Consider the following 15140-nt stretch of genomic DNA (forward strand, 5'->3'; position numbering starts at 1 on the left):
TAAAGGCGCACAGCAGGTTATTCGACCACCAGGCCCTTGGCTTCCAGCAGGGCAGTCAGATTGCTCACCTCGAGTGGGGTCTCGCCCCGCTTGTAACGCTCGATGTACCCGGCTTCGGCTTCGTCACGGGCACGCGAGAGTTCGATTGCCTCGGCAACCTCCTCGCGGCGGACCACGACAACGCCGTCGCAGTCACCCTTGACGACGTCACCGGGATAAATGACCTGTTCTCCGAAGACCAGGGGATGGTTGATCGGGCCGAGAGATTCCTTGACGGTTCCCTCGATGTACACGTGCTTGGAGAAGACGGGGAATCCGAGTTCGCGGATCTCCCGGGTATCGCGCACTCCGCCGTCGGTGACCAGTGCGGTAATGCCGCGCGCAACACAGGCATTGGCGAGGACATCGCCGAACTGGCCGGCGGCTTGATCACCTGAAGAGACGATCAGGACGTCACCCGGCTGTGCGTAGCTGATCGCAACCTGCAGCATGAGGTTGTCACGGGGATGGCACTTGACTGTGAAGGCGGAGCCGCAGAACTTCATATCGCGGTCGATCGGTTTGATCGCCGGATGCAGCGACCCCTTACGTCCCTGTGCCTCGTGAATCGTGGCCGCGGAGAACGTCCCCAGTTCGGCAATCAGGTCCTTGTCCGCGCGATCAATTTTCGTCTTGACGTGAATCATCTTGTACTCCAGAAAGTATGAAAGATCAGGAAAGGCGTTCGACTGCCGCGGCGATCTGTGCCGCGGCCTTTTCGAGGACGGCCTCGGAGGTGGCGAAGGAGATACGGAAGTACGGCGATGCGCCGTAAGCCGAACCCTGAATGGTGGCAACCGACGCCTCGTCGAGGAGATAGAGGACGAGATCCTGGTCGGACTCGATCACGGTGCCATCCGGGGTCTGCTTGCCGATCAAGCCGGCACAGTTGACGAACAGGTAGAACGCGCCCTGCGGTACGACGGGCTCGAGCCCGGGGACAACACTGAGGAGGTGAGCCGAGAGGTCGCGTCGTCGTCGGTAACTTCGTACGGATTCGGTGAGGAAACTCTGGTCGCCGGTAAGGGCTTCCACGGCTGCGGCCTGGCTGATCGAGGACGGGCAGGAAGAACTCTGACCCTGCAGTTTGTTGACGGCGCCGATCAATCCGGAATTTCCGAGTCCGTATCCGAGTCGCCACCCGGTCATGGCATGAGACTTGGAGACTCCGTTGGTGACCAGTACCTGATCACGGAGGTGCGGAGCGACCTGCAGCAGACTCGGGATCGGAGCGTCGCCGAAGTTGATCTCGTCGTAGATCTCGTCCACCAACACACTGACATGGGGATTGGCCTCGATCACTTCGGCGAGGGCCTGCAGCTGCTCGCGGGTGTACACAGATCCGGTGGGGTTGCCCGGGGCATTGAGGATGACCCACTTGGTGTTCGAAGTGATTGCAGCGGATAGTGCTTCGGCTGTGAGAAGAAAGTTGTCGGACTCCTCGCACTGAACGATCACCGGAGTTCCGTCGTGAGCGAGGACCATATCCGGGTACGAAACCCAGTAAGGGGCGGGAACGATAACCTCGACGCCGGCTTCGACCGTCGCCATGAGAGCGAGGAAGATGACCTGTTTCGCGCCGCCGCCGACGGTGATCTGGTTGTCCGCGTACTGGATTCCGGTTCGCGAAGCCGCGCGTGCTGCGATTGCCTCGCGTAGAGCCGGGATGCCGTTGACTGCGGTGTACTTGGTCTGACCCGTGTTGATCGCAGTGATCGCCGCAGACTTGATGTTGTCGGGTGTGTCGAAATCGGGCTCCCCGACGGTCAGGTCGAGTATTTCACGGCCCTGGGCCTTCAGCTCGCGCACTCGTTGTGCGGCAGCCACACTCGGCGACTCCCTGATTCTGTCGACGCGCGCAGCCGGAACGAAAGTCGCCATGATGGTCTGCTCCTGGGTCCGGGGTGAGCGTGGATTCCCGTCGTCGACGAGCCACAGTTCTCACTCGGTGATCCGTTCGACCATAGGGTCCTACCAGGGCATCTGACCAAGACCGAACCGTTGTGGCCCGATAAGCAAACGTGATGGAGCGGCGACGGAATCAGACCGACAGAACGCGCAGATCCTCGAGACCGTCCACGACGGGAACGCGCCACGAAGCAAGCTCTTCCGGTCCCTGCTCGTCCCACAGTTCGAACAGTTCCGAATCGGTCGATGCGATGGTGCGCTCCACCATTTCGATCAGCCAGGTGAGCCGTTCACTGGTCAGGGCCGAGGTGAAGGAGTCGAGATCGAGGTCTTGGGCGGCAGGGTCGCGCTTGCGATCGGCGCGCACGATCAGCACCAATTCGAGCAAGGCGACGGCGATTTGGCCGCCGTCGACCTCGAGGTAGTCGTCTTCGAATGCCCACTCCACCGATTCGAAGGTGAAATCACCGTGCCCGATGGACACGATCAAATCCCCTGCACCGTCGTTCTCGAACGGTCCCGATCCCCACGCGCCCACTGTCTGCTCTTTTCCGATTGCGGTCTCAGCGCGCTTCGAGCGCGATCTTCGCTCCGAATCCTAGAAGAACTGTTCCGGTTATGCGCTCCAGTGCCTGTCGCACTCGGGGCTTCTCGAAGGTGCTACGTGCCCGCGAGAGAAGGACGACGTAGCCGCTGAGCCACACGATGGTGATGGCTGCGTGGATGAGCACCAGCAGTGCAAGCGACGGTCCTGTGGGCCATCCGGCCGGAACCAACTGTGGCAACAGTCCGGTGTAGAAGACGGCGATCTTGGGGTTGAGCAGGTTGGTGGTGAAGCCCGTCTTCCACGTTCCGGCTTTCTGCGACCGTGGAGTGCCGACATCGTGTTGCATGCGCGAAGACCGACTCTCCCACAGTGCTCGTACCCCGAGATAGATCAGATAGGCGGCGCCCGCGAGCTTGACGACGGTGTAAGCCTCGGCGGATGCGGCCAGGATCGCCGACAGCCCGAGGACGGTCAGCAGCCCCCACACGAGGAGGCCGGAGACTATGCCGGCCGCTACCCGGAATCCGGCGGATCTTCCGGCGCCGAGCGCAGCCTGCGTCACGACGGCCATGTCCGGCCCCGGGACCAGAGTCAGTAGGGCGAGCACAGCTGTGGCGGCGAGCAGAGCGGTCAGCATGCAACAAGTATGAAGTCGGGGTGGGGCGCGTTGTCGGCCGGTGGTGTCGTGCCTGTGAACAAAGAATGGCGCGGCGGTGTGAACTGCGTGGACACGCCCGGAAACCGGCGTCTCGCGAGCCCCGTTCGACAAAGTTATGCACACTGTGGGGAAACGGATCGTTGCAGGTAGGAGGAATGACTCCGTTGTAATTCATCCTTTTGTCCACAGGTTATGCACAACTGGGAAGTGGATGTGAATGAAGTTATCCACACCTGTGTGTGCATCGGTGGAGAACTGTCCAACTCCATTGGATACCCGCGAGTAATAAATCCCAACCAGTGGGTTGACCCCGGGACGTTCGTCCTGTCCAATCAAGGGTTAGCGATAGTCGTGCGATGCTCAGGGGGCGCTTGACGGATGCGGAGATTTGGGTTTGTCGGGATTGTGTTGGTTGTGCTCGCGCTTGTTGTGGGCGGAGTGGCGTATGCCGAACCTTCGCCTGAAAACCCACCAGGAGATCTGGCCGGTCAGACCGGGGCTCACATCAATCGCATAGAGCGGTTGTCGCCCACTCGCAGTGCCGTGTTCGTCGATTCGCCGGCTATGCGACGCGAGGTGCAAGTGCAGGTTCTGCATCCCGCGTCGAGCGCCGGTTCGCGTCCGTCCTTCTACCTACTCGACGGTGTCAGTGCCGGTTCGGAATCCGGATACTCGGAGAGCACCTGGACCCAGAAGACCGACATCGAAACATTTTTCGCCGACAAGAACGTGAACGTCGCTCTCCCCGTGGGCGGTACCGGCAGTTTCTATACCAACTGGAAGAACGACGATCCGAATCTCGGTGTGAACAAGTGGGAATCGTTTCTCGCCGAGGAGCTTCCGGCATTGATCGATTCGGCGTTCTCCGGAAACGGGACGAACGTGGTCGGTGGGGTGTCCATGGGTGCACTCGGTGCGGCCAACCTCATCACACATCACCCGAAGCTCTACACCGGATTAGCTTCGTACAGTGGCTGTCTCGACAACTCCGAGTCGTCCTCGCAGGATTCCGTGCGGCTCACCGTGGCCAGCAAGGCCGGCGACGCCACCAACATGTGGGGCCCGGTCTCGGATCCCGACTGGCAAAAGCATGACCCGTCCACCAACGCGGAAACGCTGCGTGGGAAGACGATCTACGTTTCCTCGGGCACGGGTGCGCCCGGAGAATACGACAACATCTTCACCCCGAGCGGACTGCAGACAGCCATCGAAGGCGGACCTCTCGAGGCGCTCGCGAACACCTGTACACAACTGTTCGAAGCGAAGTTGGGGGAACTGTCGATTCCCGCAGTGTTCGCGTATCGGAACGACGGCACGCATTCATGGCCGTACTGGCAAGACGCGCTTCACGATTCCTGGCCGACGGTGAAGACGGCCCTGGGAATGTGAACTGGAATGTGAGCTGAGAACTACTCGGCCAGTGCCAGTTCGAGCAATTGGAGGGCACCGTCACGGGTCTGTGCAGCTGCGATGAACCCGGCCTTGTGGCAGAACACCGAACTGTCGACGCCCGTCTCGGCGGCAAGATCCGAACCGTTGAGGCCGCGCCACTGCTCCGGCAACAGCTTTCGTGAACCGAACTTGGAGTCGGCGGGCTTCACTGTCTGAATCGACCAGCCGCCGTTGGTATTCGGGAAGATCGTGAACAGCAGTTCCGGTTGGGCCGATGCGGCGCGGCCGTGGGGAACGAAACGTTCCAACACGACGAAGCGCGGATCCGTTGCCTTCTCGTAGGTCTCGGTGAACTCGCGTTCGGCTGCCGCGTCGCCGGCGTACTTGGCGCGCAGGCGAATCAAGACCTGAGTTGCGAGAACTACGGCCAGCTCGAACTGGGTGTCGAACTCCTCGTCGGTGGACGAGATGGGGTTGAACAGGTCCAATACCGACGACAGATCAAAAGGCTTGGTGCCGAAATCGTTGAGGGTGTAGATCTCCTGGCCGTTGTCGACGGCGTCGATGCCCTCGACCAGTCGGCTGTCGATCCGTCGGAAGACGGACGCGTCGCCTCCGCAGAACTTCAGGCCGTAGTCCTGCCAGAGCAGGCCGAAGGCGGAGTACAGAATGCCGTTGCTGCGCTCGCCGGCATCACGCTGGTGGTGGTCGAAGCGGCCTTCGGCCGGGTTGTAGCGACCGCCGACGTCGAGCACGATGTCCGCGCTGTCGAGGACGTCCTCGTCACGGCTGCGAACGACGGTGGCGTCGGGGTACAGCTGCTTGAGCAGCGATACGCCGAAGACGTCGTCTGCGTGGAACTTGCCGTTATGGGTCGCGATGATCACCCGTCGAGACTAGGCAATCGAGCGCGGGGATGCCTATTCAGCCGATGGTGCGGATGCGGTCGGTGGCTGGCGGCGAGACCGGTGACCCGGCTGCGAACAGGGCGGTCAAGGCGTCGAGGTCGTTGCCCGCACCGGTCATCTGGGTGGAGTTCTTCAGTGCGGTGAAGCCGTCTCCGCCCTCGGCGAGGAACTTGTTCACCACGACGCTGTAGACGGCGTCGGGTGCGATGTCCTGCCCGTTCAGGCGCATTTCCGAGATACGCGCACCCGGGGCTGCCCGCCGGTCCAGGGTGTAGGTGAAGCCCGCGGACGGTGAGAGGATGCGCTCGGTACCGGTGCCGTCGACGTCGATCTGGAATTGCTGTTCGAGGGCGTCCTTCAGGACCGCTCCTGTGACGGAGAGCACCTCGAGGCTGTTGCCGAAGGGTTGCGCACTGTAAGCCTGGCGATAGGTGATCTGGCCGGAAGTGCCGAAGTCCAAGTCTTCGCGCATGCCGCCGGGGTTCGTCAACGCGAGTTGAGCGCCTCGTGTCGATCCGGCCGCGAGTTGAGCGTCGGCGACCAGGTTGCCGAGTGTGGATTCGCCGCTGGGTACCCGGTCTCGTGTCAGATCGGCGGTAATGGTCCCCACCGGCCGCTGAGCGCTTTCCGACGCCTCCGACCAGGCCCGGTCGGCGAGAGCCTGAATATCGGGATCCGGCGAAATATCGTGTGTCACTATCTGATTGAACGCGGACGTCTGATCGCGAACGACCTCGCGTGTGTTGCGATCGATGGTGACGTCTGCGACGGACACGATCCGGCCGTGCGAAGCGCCCTGCATCACGACTCTGGGATTGCCTGCGGGATCAGGGAATTCGCAGTTGTACTGCTGGTGGCTGTCGGCGGTGAAGATGACGTCCACCTTGGGTGATGCGCGTAAGGCGATGTCGCGGGCCGGGCCGGACTCGACGTTGCAGTCGTTGGGTCCACCTTCGACGGCTGGTTCGTCCCCACGGTGCAGAAGGACGGTGATGGCTTTGACACCGAAGAAGTCGAGGACGTCGGCCGTGCGGTTGATCGCTTCGACCTCGTCGCCGAACTGCAAATCGGCGATCCCGCCCGGTGTGACGATCTGCGAGGTGTTGGCGGGGGATATCGCGATGACTCCGAGCGGAATGCCGTCGACCATGTTCACGGTGAAGGGCAATGTGGCCGGAGTGCCGTTGGTGTACGTCATGTTCGCGGCCATCAGTGGGAAGTTGGCGCCGTCGAAGGACGGGCTGAACGTGCATGCGTCGACGGCGGAGCAACCACCGGATTGCATGCGGCGGAACTCGGCTAGCCCTTTGTCCAGTTCGTGGTTGCCGATCGCGGAAGCGTCGATCTTCATCCGGTTCAGGAGTTCGACCGTCGGTTCGTCGTTGAACATCGCCGACTCGAGCGCCGACGATCCCCAGTTGTCACCGACCGAATACAGCAGCGAGTTGGTGGCTTGGCTGCGAAGTTGCGTCACGTAAGCAGCGAGATACGCCGCGCCACCTGCGGGAGTGAGCGAGCCGTCGGCCTGCCTGATCTCGCTGCGAACACCTTCCGGCGGGCGGAGGCTGCCGTGCAGATCGTTGAAGGCCAACAAGCGGACCGACACCGTGTCCTGCGACTGGGCAGTGGCGACGCCACTCAGGGAGGTCGCGGTGGTGGCGAGAAGGGTCGTTGCGAGCACGGCACACGTTCGTGTCATGCGTCGCGTCATGCGTCGTGCTCCCTCACTCGGACCGCCCTCGAACCTCCCTGAGTGTGCCCGTCCGCCGAAACGAATTCCAGTCCTCGGCGTAACAGTTATGTATCGAGTGTCACGCGGTGACGCCGATGCCCGCCGCCTGCTTCGCGACGGCAGTGTTCGCGAAAGCGAGGAACGCGTCGTTCTCGTGCGGGTCGCCGATGGTCATCCGGACGCCCTCGACGCCGTACTGACGGATCAGAATGCCCGCTTCGGTACTCGCCTCGGCAAAACCGGGAGAGAGCTCTCCGAGGGGGAGATAGACGAAGTTCGCCGACGACTCGGGGACGGTGTAACCGGCCTCGATCAGAGCGGTCCGAACTCGCGTCCGCTCGGCGATGACGCCCTCCGTGCGGGCAAGCAGTTCGTCTGCGGCAGCCAGGGAGGCGATCGCGGCGGCCTGGGCAACGGCGCTCACGGTGAACGGGGTGTGCACCTTGCCGAGGGCCACGATGATCTCCGGATCCGAGACGGCGTAACCCACACGGATTCCCGCGAGGCCGTACGCCTTCGAGAAGGTGCGCAGAACAACCACGTTGGGGCGACTGCGGAACAGTTCGATGCCGTCGGCGTCCGAGCGTGAGTACTCGAAGTACGCCTCGTCGAGTGCGACGACGACGTGCGTCGGGACAGCGTCGAGGAAGCTCTCGAGCTCTGCCTTCGACAGTGCATTGCCGGTCGGGTTGTTGGGGTTGCACACGAAGATCAACCGCGTGCGGTCGGTGATCGCGGCCAGCATCGCGTCGAGGTCGTGGCCGAAGTCCTCGGTGAGCGGAACCTTGACCGAGACGGCGTGGCCGACCTGGGTGACCACGGGGTACGCCTCGAACGAACGCCACGCGTAGATGACCTCGTCACCCTGATCGCACGTGATCTGCACGAGTTCCTGGCACAACGTCACGGAGCCACAACCAGCGGCGACGTTGGCAGGCTCGACATTCAGGAAGCTGGCCAGCGCCTCGATGAGGGCGACCGCAGCGTTGTCCGGGTAGCGGTTGGCATTGGCGACCGCGTCGGCGACGGCGTCACGCACACCGGGCAACGGCCCTACTGTCGTTTCGTTGCTCGCCAGCTTGATCGCACCCGGAAAATTGCGTCCGGGAACGTAGGCGGGGATGGAGGCGAGGTCAGGGCGAATGTGTGCGGTCACGAGTCGATTATGCGCCCACTGATTTGGTGCGTTGCGGCCGTCTGCGTGTCACAGTTGGAAGATGTCGGAAATCTTCCGGGCCACCGCATATCTGCGCGGAGCCGAAGGGGAGGTCGCCACGGCTGTTCCACTGACGGTGGTGGAGCCGGACGGCCCGACACGAGGCGCAATCGTCGTGCTGCACGAAGCCCGGCAGTTCAGCCCGGCTCTGCTGAATCTGATGTGCGCACTCGCCGGCGAAGGGTGGGTGAGCGTCGCACCGCACCTGTTCCATCGCGAACCCGAGCACATGCAGGGCGAGGTGTTCGGTGACAACCTCTTCGCCGACTTCGACGCGACCCTCGATTGGCTCGTCGCGCGCGAAGTTCTCGCCGACACCATCGGGGTGCTCGGGTTCGACGACGCCGGGACCGCCGCGATGCTCGTAGCCACCAGCCGTCCCGTCGGCGCCGCGGTGAGTGTCGCCGCGCGGGGAATCGTCGAAGCCTTGTCGGTGGACGCTCAGGCCCTTGTCGACGCGGCCACGTTCCTGCAGGCGCCATGGCTGGCTCTGTACGGGGAGGACGATCCCAGCACGCCTCGCGAACACGTGACGCTGCTCCGGGAAGCGACCGCGAAGGCCGACGTCGCGACACTGGTGGTCAGTTACGCAGGACTGGCTCACCGGGCCGACGAGCCGCCACAGCTGTCCGAGGACGCCGACCTCGACGACCCGGATTCGGCGTCGATCATCGAAGCTCAAACCCGGATCTTCGACTGGTTCGACAGCCACCTGCGATAAGTCGACAAAACAGGGCGCTGACCACACGTTTTGCCTTTGGTGGTGAAGGGTGTGTAATCTTTCGATCCGGCGGTCCGAAAGGATCGGAACCCCCAGGGAGGCGTGCCAGAGCGGCCGAATGGGACTCACTGCTAATGAGTTGTCCCTTTTACGAGGGACCGGAGGTTCAAATCCTCTCGCCTCCGCCAAGCCGGTGATTTTGACCGGCGGGTTAGAAATGATAGAAAGTACGACGGCAAGACACGCAAGATCAGCAAGACAATAGAACATGCGCCCGTAGCTCAACGGATAGAGCACTTGACTACGGATCAAGAGGTTAGGGGTTCGAATCCCTTCGGGCGCACAAGAAAGAAGGCCACGGACTCACAGTCCGTGGCCTTCTTTTTGTTTTGGCGCGTTCGTAATCTTGGAATGTGCGTGACGTCACCCCGGCGGATTTCGATCCCCGCGACCTATGCTTTCTCCGGAGCAACCGCGCGAACCGAGGAGAACCGTTGGAGACCGTCGACAGTCGGACGCTCCCCGTCTACTCGGCTGGGGCGGTCGAGGTGCCCTTCGTCATCGCGGGCATGGACGAACTCGTTTCCCGCGAGACCCGGTGGGAAGCGCACTCGCATCCGACCCACGAGTTGTTGTGGAACGAGCGGGGAGCGTCGACCGCCACGGTGGGATCGCGCACGTGGACGATCACCCCGACCGTCGGTCTGTGGATGCCCGCCGGCGTCCTGCACTCGGCGATCGCCCCCGCGGGCACCTGGTATCGGGCCGCTCAGCTCGACATCGCGTCAGTTCCTTCTCTGTCCGACGTGCCGGTGGCGATCGAGGTAACTCCGCTGCTGCGGAATCTCCTCGAGCGACTGGCAGACGATTCACTCGGAGCCTCTTCGCGCTCGCTCACGGAGCAGATGGTGATCGACGTGCTGGCACCGTCGCCGAACGAGTTGCTGGTGCTGGTGCCGGACTCGGCGCTTCTGCAACCCATCGTCGATGCGATCGGTGACGATCCGAGTGACATGCGAACGCTGTCCGACTGGGCCCGAACGCTCGGTGTCAGCCCGCGAACCATTACCCGGGTATTTCGCTCGGAGACCGGGATGAGTTTCGGGCAGTGGGTGTCAGCGGTGCGTGCCCAACGGGCGGTGACCCTTCTTGCGCACGGTTTGGATCTGCAAGAGGTCGCCGAGCGCGTGGGCTACCACTCGACCAGCGCGTTCGGGGCGGCATTCCGACGCACTACAGGGGCTACACCAGGGATGTTCCGGGCCAGCTGATAGGCCGTCGCACCCTGTCTCGATTGCTACACGGGGTGTCCCAAACACGCGATTGCGCCACAATGCCCTCCCGTATACGATTTAGGCAAACCTCACCTAAGTGCCTGATTGAGCCGGGTTGAGGGCCGTACCCCTTCTCGAGAGAGTTCTGTTTTCATGCGTTCAAAACGCTTCTTGGCGGTGGCCGCAGCAGTGGTCGTAGTCGCCCTCGGCATGACAGCTTGCAGTTCCGACTCCTCAGAGACCGCCGACGGAGGCAGCGCTGGAAGCGGATCCAGTTCCTTCCCGGTCACGATCGAGCACGCTTTCGGAACTACGACGATCGACGCCAAGCCGGAGCGAGTTGCCACCGTCGCCTGGGCCAATCATGAAGTGCCCCTTGCTCTTGGTGTGGTTCCTGTCGGTATGGCCGCCGCGACATTCGGGGACGACAACGGCAACGGCATGCTGCCGTGGGTCGAGGAAAAGCTCGACGAACTCGGCGCGAAGCCGCCGGTGCTCTTCGACGAGACCGACGGCATCGACTTCGAAGCCGTCTCCGATACGAACCCTGACGTCATTCTTGCCGCGTACTCCGGGTTGACGCAGGAGGATTACGACACCCTCAGCGAGATTGCTCCGGTCGTGGCATACCCCGAGGGACCCTGGGCAACGTCGTGGCGCGACGTCATCAAGTTCAACAGTATGGGCCTCGGCATGGAATCCGAAGGGAAGGAACTGATCTCCACCATCGAGAAGGAGATCGCCGACGAGGTTGCCTCGCATCCGCAGCTTGCCGGCAAGGCGACCATGTTCCTGACGCACGTCGACACCGCTGATCTGAGCCAGGTCAGCTTCTACACCGCGAACGACACGCGCGCCGCGTTCTTCGAGGACCTTGGACTTTCGACGCCGAAGAGCGTTGCCGACGCCTCGACGGGTGGTGAGTTCTCGAAGAAGGTCAGCGCCGAGCGTGTGGACGTCTTCGACGACGTCGAACTGATCGTCACCTACGGTGACCAGGCGCTTGTCGACGCACTCAAGGCTGACCCGCTCCTCTCGCAGATGCCTGCCGTCGCCAACAACTCGATCGTGTTCCTCAATGGGACCGGGCCGATGGGAACGGCGGCCAACCCGACTCCACTCGCAATTTCGTGGGTACTCGGCGACTACGTCGATCTGCTCGCCGGGGCTGCTGGAAAGTCGGAGTGACTGTAACCTCGCAGGATTCGACGTCGGGCGCTCGCGATACGCGGCGTCCGACGTTCGGCAATTCGCTGTGGCTGATCGCCCTTCTCGTTGTCCTCGCGGTGCTCATGTGCGCTTCGATCGTCATCGGATCTCGTGAGGTCGACTGGTCCGATATCGTTGCCGCGCTCGGCGGTTCAACGGACAACATCGGTCAGGGTGCGATTGCCAAGCGCATTCCGCGGACGGTGCTCGCGATCATCGTGGGTGCTGCGCTCGGTCTTGCCGGCGCAGTGATGCAGGGGATTACCCGAAACCCTTTGGCGGATCCCGGAATCTTGGGCGTCAACATGGGAGCTTCGCTCGCAGTGGTGATCGGAATGGCGTGGTTCGGTCTGTGGACCCAGACCAGCATGATTTGGGTGGCCATACTCGGTGCAGCCGGGGCGGCGTTGTTCGTCTACGTAGTCGGGTCACTCGGCCGAGGTGGAGCCACGCCACTCAAGTTGGCTCTCGCCGGGGCCGCAACATCGGCTGCGTTTGCCTCGTTCATCACCGCGATCATGCTGCCGCGTAATGATATTGCTGGCAACATTCGTTCGTGGCAGATCGGCGGCGTCGGAGGTGCGAGCTTCGAGGTGATCCGACAGGGTCTGCCTTTCCTCATTGTCGGCTTCGTGATCTGTCTGCTGTCAGCGCGTAGTCTCAACTCTCTTGCGCTCGGCGACGAGGTTGCGTCAGGTCTCGGCGAACGCGTCGCGGTGGTTCGTGCAGTGGCAGCGCTCGGTGCAGTGCTGCTCTGCGGTGCAGCCACTGCCATCGCGGGACCGATCGGCTTCGTCGGTTTGGTTGTCCCGCATCTGTGCCGGTTGCTGATCGGTATCGACAACCGTTGGCTACTACCGTTTTCTGCGCTGACAGGTGCCGCCCTTCTGGTCGCCGCCGACATTCTCGGACGAATTGTCGCGCGGCCGAGCGAAATCGACGTCGGCATCATCACGGCGCTCATCGGAGCGCCCTTCTTCATCTACATCGTCCGCCGTCAGAAGATACGTGAGCTGTGACCACTACATTCGTTACTCCCGAAGTCGAGGTCGATGCAGTCGGAGCAAGCCGTATCCGACGAGGTAGGCGACGCCGCATCGTGATTGCCGTGCTAGCGGCCCTCGTCGTCGCCTCGTTCGCGGTCACGTTGATGGTAGGAAAAACCTTCTACCCGCCGTCGGATGTGCTTCGTGTCGTGTTGGGGGAGAACGTACCTGGTGCCTCGTTCACCGTCGGCCGCCTCCGGCTGCCTCGCGCTGTCCTCGCTGTGGTCGCCGGAATCTGTTTCGGCTTGGGCGGCATCACGTTCCAGACGATGCTGCGCAACCCGCTCGCGAGCCCCGACATCATCGGGATCAGCTCGGGCGCAAGCGCTGCAGCGGCTTTCGCGATCATCTCGCTTTCGCTCGGCGGCTCGCAGGTCTCGATCTTCGCCATCGCTGTCGGTCTGGGCGTCGCAGTCTTGATCTACGTTCTGTCCTTCCGGGACGGTGTGGCGGGCACTCGGCTGATTCTGATCGGTATCGGCATCGCCGCGATGCTCGACAGTGTCACTGCCTACCTGCTCAGTACCGCCGCCGCGTGGGATCTGCAGGAGACGATGCGTTGGCTCACCGGCAGTCTCAACGGTGCCAACTGGGGTTCGACGGTTCCCGTGCTCCTGGCGCTGGTTGTCCTCGGGCCGGTGTTGCTGAGCCAATCGCGCAACCTTTCGACCATCCAGCTCGGTGACGACGCAGCGCAAGCACTCGGCGTCAGAGTGGAACGAACGCGCATTCTGTCGATCATTGCGGCCGTCGGACTCATCGCCTTTGCCACTGCCGCTGCGGGCCCCATCGCCTTCGTGGCGTTTCTCTCCGGCCCAATCGCCGCCCGCATCGTCGGTCCGGGAACTTCACTGCTCATACCGTCGGCGCTGGTCGGAGCGCTACTGGTACTTGTCGCCGATTTCTGCGGACAGTATGCCTTCGGCACCCGCTACCCCGTCGGCGTGGTGACCGGCGCGCTGGGAGCGCCGTATCTCGTCTACCTCATCATTCGTTCCAACCGCACGGGAGGTTCGCTGTGACCGAATCCCATACTCTGACTGTCGAAAACCTCGAACTCGGTTACGGAGGACGGACCGTCGTCGAATCGCTCGACCTCGGCGTGCCACCGGGAAAGATCACGACCATCGTCGGGGCAAACGCCTGCGGCAAGTCGACCCTGCTCCGGTCGATGTCGCGTCTGCTCACGCCGCGTAGTGGCCACGTTCTGTTGGATGGCAAGGATGTTCATCGTCTACCCGCGAAGAAGCTCGCCCGCACGCTCGGTCTGCTGCCGCAGTCACCGATCGCCCCGGAAGGCATTGTTGTCGCCGATCTCGTCGGCCGTGGTCGTCATCCACATCAGCGGGTGCTCTCGAGGTGGAGCCGCGAGGACGATGTAGCTGTCGCCGAGGCGCTTGCGGCAACGGACACAACCGAATTGGCCGAACGATCGGTGGACGAGCTTTCCGGTGGTCAGCGCCAACGTGTGTGGATTGCGATGGCGCTCGCCCAACAAACCGATCTGCTTCTTCTCGACGAGCCGACCACCTTCCTGGACGTGAGCCATCAAGTGGAGGTGCTGGACCTGCTGACCGACCTGAACCGGACTCGGGGTACAACGATTGTCATGGTTCTGCACGATCTCAACCTTGCTGCCCGCTATGCCGACTACCTCGTTGCCATGGCTGATCGCCGGGTCTATGTGGCGGGTGATCCAGGCGAGGTGCTCACCAGCGACAACGTCCGTACCGTGTTCGGTCTCGAGAGCCGAATCATCCCCGACCCCATCTCGGGTAAGCCGTTGGTGTTGCCGCTCGGGCGCCACCACGTCCTCGACGACGTGTTGACATGATGGAGCCGAACATTTCGAATGGACGCGTTGAATCCTTGGAGCAACTCAATGCGATTCTCGGACAGCCGCATCCGTCGATCATGGAGAAACACACCGACTACACAACGCCGTTGATTCGTGAATTCATCGAGCAGGCAAGGTTTTTTGTGCTCGCGACGTCCGATGCGGCCGGCAATTGTGATTGCTCGCCGCGTGGGGACTTGATCAGTCAGGTGCTCTTCCCCGACGAGAAGACCCTCGTGCTCCCGGATCGCCCGGGCAATCGGCGTGCCGACTCGTACCGAAACATGATCGAGAATCCTCACGTCGGGATTCTCTTTCTCGCGCCTGGCCACGACGAGATCGTGCGCATCAATGGCGTGGCGACGCTGACGACCGATCCTGATCTGCTGAAGTCGATGGCGATGAACGGCAAGCCGGCGCAGCTTGCGGTGATCGTGCGGATCGACGAGGCATATCTGCACTGCGCGAGAGCGATCCTGCGGGCGAAGTTGTGGGATCCGTCGACGTGGCCCAATTCCGATGACGTACCGAGTCTGCGCGACATGATGGCCGAGCAGCACAGCCTGCGCGTCGATGATCTCGAACCCGCCAGACAAGAGGCGTACCGCAAGCACCTGTACTGAACGCAGATTTGTCACCTATGTCCGATAATG

Annotated in this window: 15 protein-coding genes and 2 tRNA genes; 10 read left to right on the top strand and 7 right to left on the bottom strand. The window is 62.5% G+C overall.

The genetic code is table 11. The annotated features are described in order from the left end of the window. Positions 1-17: 17 nt before the first annotated feature. The 4 genes from ACFWEM_RS21195 to ACFWEM_RS21210 all read right to left on the bottom strand — a co-directional run bounded on the left by ACFWEM_RS21195 (position 18) and on the right by ACFWEM_RS21210 (position 3131). The gene (locus ACFWEM_RS21195) at positions 18-686 is read right to left on the bottom strand and encodes a 4-carboxy-4-hydroxy-2-oxoadipate aldolase/oxaloacetate decarboxylase (protein ID WP_007731695.1); all 669 of its coding nucleotides are present in this window, start codon (positions 684-686) and stop codon (positions 18-20) included. Between the two features lie 25 nt (positions 687-711). After that, complete coding sequence (locus ACFWEM_RS21200; protein ID WP_007731694.1) at positions 712-1920, bottom strand: aspartate transaminase; 1209 nt, start codon at positions 1918-1920, stop codon at positions 712-714. A 160-nt stretch (positions 1921-2080) separates the two neighbouring features. After that, entirely contained in the window at positions 2081-2485 is a 405-nt protein-coding gene (locus ACFWEM_RS21205) for a DUF4259 domain-containing protein (RefSeq protein WP_378536669.1), read from the bottom strand. 25 nt (positions 2486-2510) lie between these two features. After that, on the bottom strand, positions 2511-3131 hold the full coding sequence (locus ACFWEM_RS21210) for a LysE family translocator (protein WP_378536672.1): 621 nt from the start codon (positions 3129-3131) through the stop codon (positions 2511-2513). Between the two features lie 399 nt (positions 3132-3530). On the opposite strand from ACFWEM_RS21210, the gene ACFWEM_RS21215 reads away from it, so the two are divergent. Beyond that, positions 3531-4541 (top strand): alpha/beta hydrolase, encoded by a 1011-nt coding sequence (locus ACFWEM_RS21215; protein WP_378536674.1) that lies wholly within the window; start codon positions 3531-3533, stop codon positions 4539-4541. 20 nt (positions 4542-4561) lie between these two features. On the opposite strand, the gene ACFWEM_RS21220 is transcribed toward ACFWEM_RS21215, so the two are convergent. The 3 genes from ACFWEM_RS21220 to hisC form a co-directional block, all read right to left on the bottom strand. Further along, positions 4562-5431: an MYG1 family protein gene (locus ACFWEM_RS21220; protein ID WP_378536677.1), complete on the bottom strand. Its 870-nt coding sequence runs from the start codon at positions 5429-5431 to the stop codon at positions 4562-4564. A 37-nt stretch (positions 5432-5468) separates the two neighbouring features. Further along, positions 5469-7163, bottom strand: coding sequence for a bifunctional metallophosphatase/5'-nucleotidase (locus ACFWEM_RS21225; RefSeq protein WP_378536682.1), 1695 nt, complete (start codon positions 7161-7163; stop codon positions 5469-5471). Positions 7164-7263: 100 nt separating this feature from the next. Beyond that, positions 7264-8340 carry a histidinol-phosphate transaminase gene (gene hisC / locus ACFWEM_RS21230; RefSeq protein ID WP_378536685.1) on the bottom strand — a complete coding sequence of 359 codons (1077 nt, stop codon included), beginning with the start codon at positions 8338-8340 and terminating at the stop codon, positions 7264-7266. 61 nt (positions 8341-8401) lie between these two features. Here hisC and ACFWEM_RS21235 point away from each other — a divergent pair, with 61 nt between their 5' ends. From ACFWEM_RS21235 to ACFWEM_RS21275, 9 genes are all read left to right on the top strand, one after another. Then, positions 8402-9121: a dienelactone hydrolase family protein gene (locus tag ACFWEM_RS21235; RefSeq protein ID WP_378536687.1), complete on the top strand. Its 720-nt coding sequence runs from the start codon at positions 8402-8404 to the stop codon at positions 9119-9121. A gap of 96 nt (positions 9122-9217) precedes the next feature. Next, positions 9218-9309, top strand: a tRNA-Ser gene (locus ACFWEM_RS21240). Between the two features lie 82 nt (positions 9310-9391). Beyond that, positions 9392-9464, top strand: a tRNA-Arg gene (locus tag ACFWEM_RS21245). A 151-nt stretch (positions 9465-9615) separates the two neighbouring features. Continuing rightward, positions 9616-10392 (top strand): helix-turn-helix domain-containing protein, encoded by a 777-nt coding sequence (locus ACFWEM_RS21250; RefSeq protein ID WP_378536689.1) that lies wholly within the window; start codon positions 9616-9618, stop codon positions 10390-10392. Between the two features lie 156 nt (positions 10393-10548). Further along, on the top strand, positions 10549-11583 hold the full coding sequence (locus ACFWEM_RS21255) for an iron-siderophore ABC transporter substrate-binding protein (protein WP_378536691.1): 1035 nt from the start codon (positions 10549-10551) through the stop codon (positions 11581-11583). Next, positions 11580-12623: a FecCD family ABC transporter permease gene (locus ACFWEM_RS21260; protein WP_378536694.1), complete on the top strand. Its 1044-nt coding sequence runs from the start codon at positions 11580-11582 to the stop codon at positions 12621-12623. Before ACFWEM_RS21255 ends, ACFWEM_RS21260 begins: the two co-directional genes overlap by 4 nt. After that, positions 12620-13672 (top strand): FecCD family ABC transporter permease, encoded by a 1053-nt coding sequence (locus ACFWEM_RS21265; protein ID WP_378536696.1) that lies wholly within the window; start codon positions 12620-12622, stop codon positions 13670-13672. The genes ACFWEM_RS21260 and ACFWEM_RS21265 overlap by 4 nt, the downstream gene beginning before the upstream one ends. Beyond that, entirely contained in the window at positions 13669-14484 is an 816-nt protein-coding gene (locus tag ACFWEM_RS21270) for an ABC transporter ATP-binding protein (RefSeq protein WP_378536699.1), read from the top strand. Before ACFWEM_RS21265 ends, ACFWEM_RS21270 begins: the two co-directional genes overlap by 4 nt. Next, on the top strand, positions 14481-15110 hold the full coding sequence (locus ACFWEM_RS21275; protein ID WP_378536701.1) for a pyridoxamine 5'-phosphate oxidase family protein: 630 nt from the start codon (positions 14481-14483) through the stop codon (positions 15108-15110). The genes ACFWEM_RS21270 and ACFWEM_RS21275 overlap by 4 nt, the downstream gene beginning before the upstream one ends. Positions 15111-15140 lie beyond the last annotated feature (30 nt).

It is taken from the genome of Rhodococcus sp. NPDC060176 (assembly GCF_042728675.1).
Taxonomy (GTDB): Bacteria; Actinomycetota; Actinomycetes; order Mycobacteriales; family Mycobacteriaceae; genus Rhodococcus_F.